Source organism: Flavobacterium sp. TC780, from assembly GCF_056783245.1.
The window spans coordinates 1-8,806 of the sequence record NZ_JBXBAV010000072.1 but is presented as its reverse complement, the minus strand read 5'-3'; the positions used below and the strand labels follow the sequence as shown (position 1 = coordinate 8,806).

Sequence of the window (8,806 nt, the reverse complement as noted above, 5' to 3'; positions counted from 1 at the left end):
ATTTAACAATATCGTAGTTAATACCGACTATCAGTTAATTAGTGGTCTCGTTGAAACAAGTTATAATCCCGAATGGAAAAAAATGCTACGTAAAGAAGATTTCACTAGGTAAGGGCGGGCAAATTGAAGAAACTGTTTCGTTTGAGATTGATAAAATTGTTATCAATGCCAATGGTGATATCGTTGTAAATGGTAAAAATGGAGAGCAAGTAACTATTCCGGGAGGAAAAGATACCGTTATTACGGATGGTAGTGGAAATACTTATACTGTTGACAAAGATGGGAAATGGAAGTAATGAACCTACAGAGCCCGCAGCAGGAGGAAAACCATCTCCCGAAAATACCGATGGTGTCGATAAAAGCGGTCAGGCCACTACATTTACTGCCAAAGGAATCTCGATTGCTTTTTCAGGAAAACGGAAGTAAATATGCTTTTGATGTAATGCCAAATAATGCAGCTACCGCTTTACAAAAGCTATACAAAAAAGTAGGTGACGTTGCCTTGCCTTATAAAGCAGTTTTAAATGGTGATACGGATACTGTATTGGCTACAGTAAATATTACTGATGCGAATGTAAAAGCGGATAGTATTGTGTTTAAAACCCAAAATGGCGCCAAAATAAACGTTACAAGAAATGATAATGTCTTCGTACTAAAGGTAAAAGGAAACCTGAGCTATGCCGAAGAACAAATACTAGCCACCATCAAACAAGGTAATAAATGAAGGTTATTGGGGCTTTTATGCTCGTACATTTCTCCAAAAGAAGTAAATGTGGCGCTGGTACCTACAGATAATATTTCAAAAAATAGACTTGATGAAGTGATTGCGACACTCAGGCAACTTATAATAAAGTTGGGGTTAAAATAAACTTTAAGAAACAGGAAGTATTAAACATAGACAGCGTAGTTTTATACTGGAAATACAATTAAGACGGAGAAAAATACGCTTACCTCTACTTAGAGCACAGACCAGCAAAAGATAAATGGTTTATATCAAAGTACAGAATCAAGTTATGTGCTTTTTGTAACATAAGGCTTCATACCGGATAGCAAGGATATATGCGACTGAACGGACAGTTTGGGGTATGTATTTAAATCTGGATTAGCAAAAACTCCTGCGCACGAATTAGGTCACGGAATCTTTAAATCAGAACACCCTTTTCCAGCGGTACAAGACTTCAGAAATCCTGTACCGATTTCTTAATGGACTATAGCTCAGGAACGGTTTTAAATCACCTAGATTGGAAACAAATTAATGATCCTGCATTTAAGCTGTATGCTTTTCAGAGTCAAGCAAGTGGAGAGATTGCACTAAGAAAAGGTATTGATGATTTAGTTTCTCAACTTGGTACTCTGCCAAAAAACAATGACACTTGTTTAAATTTTGCGATTGGTAATGGTCACTTTGTAGTATTTGATAAAAAAACGTATTCCGATTTTAGCGAAATAAGCATTGTTGACGGAATACTTAAATCTATTTCTTTAAAAGAAAATAACTCTTTAGGAAAAAAAGGTGGTATTTATAGATTTTCTACATCATATAAAGTAATTAGTAATACCCCAGAAGGTACTCCTATTGTCCAAAGAGCTTATACATCGGATTTAGTTTGTCCTGATTGTATTACCTCGGATGCTTCTATAATTAAAAATAAAAACATAGATAGTACCGGTAAAGAAATCTTTACTTGGTCTGGTAATCAAGTTGATATTAAATATATTCTTGCAAAAGAAGAGCAATATACAAAATGTACAATAGGAGTTTGTGCAATAATAGGAGTTGAAAATGGTAGTTATATTACAAAATCATTAACCCAACAAGATTGTGATCAATATAATAATAGTGGAGGTTTTTCTAGTCCAGGTTCTACTCTAGAAAATTGTAATGATACCAGATACACAGTAGCCATAAATCCTGAACATGAAAATGCTCTTAAAAATAAAATTAATAGTGTACGAATATTAACAGCGAACGAAAACACTTCGCTGATTAGTAGAAAATATATACATAAATTAGGCAATTATAAACTGCATAAAGAAGATTTACTAGATGTCTTAGAAGACAGATTTAGAATGCTAAATCTATCTACAGGCCAAAACATTTATTTTGTGGCTTTATCTATGGCCGCTCAAGAAGATGGAAAACTTTATTTTTATGATAAGAAAACGGTAAATAAACTTGCACAAAATGTCTTTGAAAGCGCTGGACTTGGGGACAAAGATGTGTTAATAGTTTTCCCATTTGATGCGCGTGAAGATACAAGATGTTTACCATTAGGAATTGCCAAAAAAGGCTCTGGTATTTTAAGAGATGAAGATATTGAAGGATTAATTGGAAACTGGAATACAAAAGTTTTACAACTATTCTCAAAAGTTTCGAAACCTCTCACAATTAATTCTTACTATCTTACTGCTACTGGCAGATTGGTACAATTTGTTAATAAGTCTTCAGGAAATGTAAAGGGTTATGCAGCCATTAAAGTTTTACAATTTTTTGAATCTAAAGGCTATGAAGAAATAAAACAAATAAACAGTGATCTTAATACATGTACTACAGGTCTGTATGATCCTCAATCTGGTATGCCACTTTCTTGTAGAGAAGTATGGTCATTTTATAAGCCTTATCTGGACAAAGCTGATATTGCTTATAATAAATATTCAAATCTTGAATTAAAACCAGGTGCTTTCCAAAATAATGAAATTTGGAACAAAATTAGTACTGAAGATTTAGGAAAGTTTAGGGAACCATTTATGGATGATATAAAACTTACCAACAAAATTTGGACTGACAGTAAAGAAAAATGGACATGGGGTTCTAAGTTCCAGATCGCAATTGATAATAGTGCCCTACAAGGAAATAAACATTTCTATAACTTTAGTAAGCTGGCTGTACTAGATGATGTAGTATATGCAACATTAGACGGAGTTGGTAGCATACCAGGTTTAGATACTTTTACGGATCCTATTGGAGCAGTATATTCTGGAGTACGAGGTAATACGGAAAATACAATAATTTACTCCGCTTCTTTTGCAATACCATTTGCAGGTTCGGCATATATAAAAGGTGGGTTACATGAGGCTAAGGAGGCTGGACAACTTTGGGGTATTATAGCTAAAAAAGCTGATAATACAGACGGATTTATACTTGAGGTGAAAAAAATATCAGATATAAAAGCAGATGAATTTCACATAAGTTCTTTAAGTTATGCTAACGAAAAAGAGCTTGCAGAAAAAGTAAAAACAGCAGCACTAAATGATGCCAATAATTTTATTGACAAAAAAAATGTAAAGAATACGGTAAATGAACTTGCTAATAATCTAGGCTCCCTTTTATCTAAAATTGATAATCTTCCTAATTTGTCTGCGGCTGAAAAGAAAGCTTTAAAAGCTGATTTGAATACAACTGATGAGTTAAAAAACTTATTTGTAAAAAATGCTAATCAAACAGATGAATTAGCAGGAGCTTGGAAATTAGTAAGAGAAAGTATAGCAGAGGGAACACAATTTTCTAAAGATCCAAAAACATTAGAAAAAATAGCAGAATATCTTACTGTTAAAAATTCAGATAAACTAAAAGCAATTGGAGGTATGGATGAATTAAAAAGTTTTATAACAAGACATAAGGATGTACCATGTCATACTTGTGGTACCGGAGGAATTCCTGTTTTTGGAGGTAGAACTATGGACGAAATGATAGAAAACTATGTTGAGGTAGGCTATAATTTTAAAGATAATCCAGTGCTTTGGAATAAATTGAAACAGGGCACAGAAACAGCTAACGCTGCTATGCGTGAAGGAACTCAGCATACATTGGAAATATTTAAGAAAAACCCAACTAAATATAGTCCAAGTAAGATTGAAGATCTTGATATGAGATTTGAATCAGTTTTAGATGATATTTGTGAAAATTGTCGATTCGACGTAAAATTTAAAGCAGGCAATACCCCAAGATTTGAAGAGTTTAAGAGTTATAGTCCAGAAACTTGGGCTAAAATTAAAAATAGTGACAAATTCGTAAAACAATTTAAACGATACTTACAGGAGTTGGAAATTGAAAAAATTCAAGATTTCACCTATGTTATAAATGAATCAAAAACAAATGTTGATGACGTAAAAGAGGCTTTTAAAGGACTATTTACTAATCATAAAGAAGAAGTATTTAAAGCAATGAATTCGAAATTAAAGAACAATTTAGATTTATTAGCTCCTGACGATTTGACAAATAAGAAAATTGATCAAATTTTAACTTTGTTAATTAAAACTGAATAAAATGATATATAAACGGATTGAAGAATATACAAATGGCATAAAATCTTTTGCTGTTAATAATGAGAATAAAATATTGATTAGTACTAACAATGACGTTATTGATTTTAAAAACAAGATTAAATTAGTAAATAGTGATATTTCTTTTCAAGAACTATATTATAAGAATTCAAATTTTTTTATTAATAATTTATATGGAAAGGGATATTTATTTACCGATACTTTTGAAGTCTCTTTTTTAAATGAATATATCTTTACAGTACATAACAACTTTATTATTACGAGTAAAAGAGTTGATGAGGAAAGAATTACAATTATTCGGAACCTCAAAAATAAAAATGAGAAATATGAAATTAAAGGTTCATCTACTTTTTATTATGTTACAGATGAAAAATTTATCAGAAAAAATTTTGAGGATAATTCTATTGAATGTTTTGGTTTCCCTAAAGGAGATACTGTATGGAAATTTCACTTTACATTATTTGGAAAATATAAACCTGATTTTTTAGATGAGCAGAATTATGAAGTAACTCAAATTGTTGGTACATATAAAAATATTCTTTGGTTGTTCCTTAATTCAAAAGAATTTATAGGAATCGATATTAATTCAGGAGAATTAAAACATAGAATTTCAGGCGTTAAAAGAAAAAACTTAATTGGAAATGTTGATAGCTATATCGATAATGAGATTTACTACATTTTTTATGACACTGATTATATTTTAGATGATTGCAATGGAAAAATTATTGGTTTGAAAGCAGATAGATATTTTGAAATAGATCTACAACAGGAACACATTGAACCTATACTATTTGGATTATGGGATAAAATGAAAAAAGTATCTCTAAATAAAGATGATACAAGTAGTAAGAATATTTTAAAAGAGAATTATTTGCATTTCTATGGCTACAACCAATTAAAATTTGGCATTTTAGATATCGAAACCAAAGAAATTATTTTTGTATCAGAAATCATTGATGCAACAATTAGCGAATATGATACACAACAGATAAAAGATATGCAGGTAAGTAATGATAAAGTTTACTTGTTAGACTCCGGTGGAACGTTACATGTTTTTGAAAAAGATGAATAATCTTGATATAATAGAACTGCAAATGGGTTATTTAATTAATTGTCTTTAGATGAAAAAATCAGAAATAGATAAGTGCATAGAATATAAAACATTTAAAGACGTGGCTTTCATAATTGACACTAAAAAAAAGTTTTGGATTAATGGTGTAGAAATTAATGATGGATACTTCTCTATTAGTGGGAATTTTGGAGATTCTATTGTCCTTTTCGAAGAAAATAAATTTGAAACATTTGTTTATGATTATAAAGGGAAATTGAAAAGAAAAATTGAAAATTATGCTCTAGTTATGAAGCACAAATTTTCCAATGGAAACTATCTTGCAGTAACAAACGATGGTGAATCAATCACTTGGAATCTGTATGATTTGGAACATTTTAAGATTATTCAGCAATATGGTGTATTAGGATTTAATGGGGTTTATTTGGTTATTGATGAAAGATCTTTTATCTCAAAAAATAAGAAGAAAATATCTCTTTTCAATTTTGAAAATGAAATTATTTGGGAGCTATTTTTTTCAGAATTATTACAAGATGAAACAGCAACTTTAAATAGTGAAGTAATTAAAATTAATAACAAATTATATTTTGTTGCACTTGGGGCTGAATCAGGTGGTTTGTTTTGTTTGGATGTTAATTCGGGTAAACTGCTAATACATTATCCAAGAGTTTCTCGTTTTTTGGTGAAAGATGAAAACTACATTTATTCAAGCAAATATGAAAATATACTTTGCAAAATAAATCCAATAACTAATGAAATAGAGGAATGGGATGTAAATCAACTAATAAAAGATAATGGTTTTGAAAATATACATGATCATAGATGTACTGCTGATAATGGACTGGTTTACTTTTCACAAACGTTAGGCGATAATAAAGCCAAATTCGGAATTTTAGATACTAATAAAAAAGAATTAGTTTATAAATATGATTTTGAACCAAAGAATGGAGGGATAGGGAGTATACAAGTAAGTAACGATAGAATATATATAAGTACTCAGGACAATACGTTGCACATTTTTGAGAAGAATAAATAATTTAATTAACTCAACTTTTCTGTTTGGATGAAAATCAAAACAACAATAAAAGCTAAGAAGATGATCAATTTTTTGATTAGAAAAACAACAAATAAAGTGGTAGAAAATAAAATTTTAAATATGAAAAAAAACATTTTAACCCTAATAATTATACTAATATGTATTTGTGGTTTTGCACAAAAAATCAAGATCGCCAAAGGAGAAATAAAGCTGGATGAAAAAACGATTGGTTATATCGAAGGTAAAAAGCCTCTTTTTAAAATATCGAATTTAGACAAAAACTACACAGTTACTGTTGAGTTAAAGCAAGTAGAACCAGTACCTGCTATTCCTATCATGCAACTAAAAAATGAAGCCACAGAAAAATTCAATGAAATTGCTTTTACATATGGCAAGTTTAATCCTTTTAATAATGAGAAGAGCGTTGTTAATGCCTTACTGGAACATAACTATTTAAGTATTGATGGTTTAAATACAGAAGCAGTGGAAAAATTTATAAATGGAGAAGCAACAGGTGTTTCTGAAAAGCTTTTAGGAATTCAAAATGAAAAAGATCAAATAAATAAAGCTGTAAACGAGTATCAATTAACAATTGATGACGGAGGAACTATTTACAGCATAAAAGCGCAAAACCCTGATCCTTTAGATAAAAGAATTGGTTACATCAGGATGACATCCCCAGCAACTAATGGAGAGTTAATGTATGAAGTTATGGATTTAGATAATTATAAAATTGCTACTTGGTTTGCAAAAGCAGCTATGGTTTCAGGCTATGATAAATTTTTAAATCAAGAACTTATTACGTTTGATAATAAGGTTTTTAAAGCCACTTTTGACAATAGAGGTAATCCGATTGGATATAGAATGAGTAAAGATATAACTGCAATGAATATTGTGAGAGTACTTGTTGGTAACGGATACACTTTAGGGAGTCAATATTTAGAAAACAGAAAATAATTAAGTTAACAGAAATTAAATAAAGATGAAAAAGAGAATTTTAGTAGTGGTAGCATTACAACTTTTTATGTTATTGGGCAGTTGTAGCTCAGATTCAGACAATAATGATAATTCAGGAAAAGCAGAAGAGTTACAAAAAGGAGAAATTAAAGCAGACTTTATTGTACATAGTGTTGACGATTTTGTGATAAACAATGATGATACTGCTTTCTTTGTAGGACAAACACCTAATGATAATGATTATCCTGTTAAATTTCAAAAAATTGATAAGAATGGAAATTTAACATTACTAAAAGGAATAAATAATTATAATTTTTTATCAAGTAAGTTAGCAGTTACACCTACGGGAGATTTTTTGATAATAACATCCGATGATGATAAAATATTTCGTTTCGAGAATAACTACAAAGAGATAAATCTTTTTTATACAATGAAACCAATCAGCTCTCCGTTTGCCAACAAAATTAGGCTTAGAGCAATTACTGAAAACAATGATAACACATATTTTGTATTTGATCAGGACAATAGCCAAATAAAAAGATTTCTCCCGGAATTAAATACCGACGTTTTTGTTGCAGGTTCAGGTAAAAAAGAGATTGTCGATGGAGCAGGTTTAGATGCCGGGTTCGGAAGCGTATCTAAAATAATTTCTCATAATAATACTTTATATCTCATAGACAATTTATATACTGGGAATACTTTAATCAGCTCCAATATTCGAAAATTGGAATATATTAATAATCAATGGAAAGTCTCAACTTTACTTTCAACAACAGATGATGATAATTCTTTTAGAGATATTGTTTTTGATTCAAAAAATGATTTGCTAGTATTAAAAGGAAAAGGAATTTATAAATTGAACCTTGTGGATAATACTTGGTCACTTTTTAAAGATGGAGAACTAAAAGTGGCTGCATTTGGTAAAAATTCTTCAATTAAATTAACAGTTGATTTTAATTCTCTTAAAAGTTTTAAGATTAAAAACAATGATTTGTATTTGGTGACAAATTCTGATTTTATCAAAATTTCAGATTTCCAAACAAAATTTGCAACAGCAGAAAAATAAAAACAGATTAAAAAAACATTACAGCCCTAAAAAGCTGTACTGTTTTAAAATAAATGGAATGAAAAAAACTTTACTCTTACTATTATTTATTGTTATTACTTCGTGTTATCAGGAAACTTCTATAGCCATAGAAGGTGATTTTACGACTTCGTATGTAAATGAGGATGAATCAATTCCTGTTATTATCAAAATAAACAATAAAGTCACTGGAGCAGATACGTATGAATGGACTTTTGAAGGAGGCAATCCAAGTAGTTCATCTTTAAAAAATCCAGGTGAAATATTGTATGATAAACAAGGAACGTTTATCATAAAACTCAAAGCATCAAATGTAGATGGAGAGCATAAAGAATTTAGTAAAACCGTTGTTATAAAAGACGGAAATCAACATTCA

General features: G+C 30.0%; 10 protein-coding genes. All 10 read left to right on the top strand.

The window, feature by feature from the left end; translation table 11 throughout:
• The first annotated feature begins 50 nt into the window (after nt 1-50).
• Nucleotides 51-296: a hypothetical protein gene (locus AC1RYN_RS07080; protein WP_481806400.1), complete on the top strand. Its 246-nt coding sequence runs from the start codon at nt 51-53 to the stop codon at nt 294-296.
• On the top strand, nt 280-426 hold the full coding sequence (locus tag AC1RYN_RS07075; RefSeq protein WP_481806399.1) for a hypothetical protein: 147 nt from the start codon (nt 280-282) through the stop codon (nt 424-426). Before AC1RYN_RS07080 ends, AC1RYN_RS07075 begins: the two co-directional genes overlap by 17 nt.
• Nucleotides 401-724, top strand: coding sequence for a hypothetical protein (locus AC1RYN_RS07070; RefSeq protein ID WP_481806398.1), 324 nt, complete (start codon nt 401-403; stop codon nt 722-724). Before AC1RYN_RS07075 ends, AC1RYN_RS07070 begins: the two co-directional genes overlap by 26 nt.
• 354 nt (nt 725-1,078) lie before the next feature.
• A complete protein-coding gene (locus AC1RYN_RS07065) occupies nt 1,079-1,204 on the top strand; it encodes a hypothetical protein (RefSeq protein WP_481806397.1) in 126 nt (41 codons plus the stop codon).
• Nucleotides 1,204-4,266 carry a hypothetical protein gene (locus AC1RYN_RS07060; protein ID WP_481806396.1) on the top strand — a complete coding sequence of 1,021 codons (3,063 nt, stop codon included), beginning with the start codon at nt 1,204-1,206 and terminating at the stop codon, nt 4,264-4,266. The genes AC1RYN_RS07065 and AC1RYN_RS07060 overlap by 1 nt, the downstream gene beginning before the upstream one ends.
• A 1-nt stretch (nt 4,267) precedes the next feature.
• Nucleotides 4,268-5,356, top strand: a complete 1,089-nt coding sequence (locus AC1RYN_RS07055; protein ID WP_481806395.1) for a hypothetical protein — start codon at nt 4,268-4,270, stop codon at nt 5,354-5,356.
• A gap of 49 nt (nt 5,357-5,405) precedes the next feature.
• Entirely contained in the window at nt 5,406-6,389 is a 984-nt protein-coding gene (locus tag AC1RYN_RS07050) for a hypothetical protein (protein WP_481806394.1), read from the top strand.
• 120 nt (nt 6,390-6,509) lie between these two features.
• Nucleotides 6,510-7,346 carry a hypothetical protein gene (locus AC1RYN_RS07045; protein ID WP_481806393.1) on the top strand — a complete coding sequence of 279 codons (837 nt, stop codon included), beginning with the start codon at nt 6,510-6,512 and terminating at the stop codon, nt 7,344-7,346.
• Between the two features lie 25 nt (nt 7,347-7,371).
• The gene (locus AC1RYN_RS07040) at nt 7,372-8,412 is read left to right on the top strand and encodes a hypothetical protein (protein WP_481806392.1); all 1,041 of its coding nucleotides are present in this window, start codon (nt 7,372-7,374) and stop codon (nt 8,410-8,412) included.
• Between the two features lie 58 nt (nt 8,413-8,470).
• Nucleotides 8,471-8,806 (top strand): PKD domain-containing protein (locus AC1RYN_RS07035; RefSeq protein ID WP_481806391.1); only part of this gene is annotated, 336 nt, incomplete at its 3' end.

What these genes read in the sequence shown, in the direction of transcription:
- AC1RYN_RS07040 (WP_481806392.1), top strand. Translation starts at nt 7,372, where the DNA reads ATGAAAAAGAGAATTTTAGTAGTGGTAGCATTACAACTTTTTATGTTA.
- AC1RYN_RS07045 (WP_481806393.1), top strand. Translation starts at nt 6,510, where the DNA reads ATGAAAAAAAACATTTTAACCCTAATAATTATACTAATATGTATTTGT.
- AC1RYN_RS07050 (WP_481806394.1), top strand. Translation starts at nt 5,406, where the DNA reads ATGAAAAAATCAGAAATAGATAAGTGCATAGAATATAAAACATTTAAA.
- AC1RYN_RS07060 (WP_481806396.1), top strand. Translation starts at nt 1,204, where the DNA reads ATGGACTATAGCTCAGGAACGGTTTTAAATCACCTAGATTGGAAACAA.
- AC1RYN_RS07055 (WP_481806395.1), top strand. Translation starts at nt 4,268, where the DNA reads ATGATATATAAACGGATTGAAGAATATACAAATGGCATAAAATCTTTT.
- AC1RYN_RS07075 (WP_481806399.1), top strand. Translation starts at nt 280, where the DNA reads ATGGGAAATGGAAGTAATGAACCTACAGAGCCCGCAGCAGGAGGAAAA.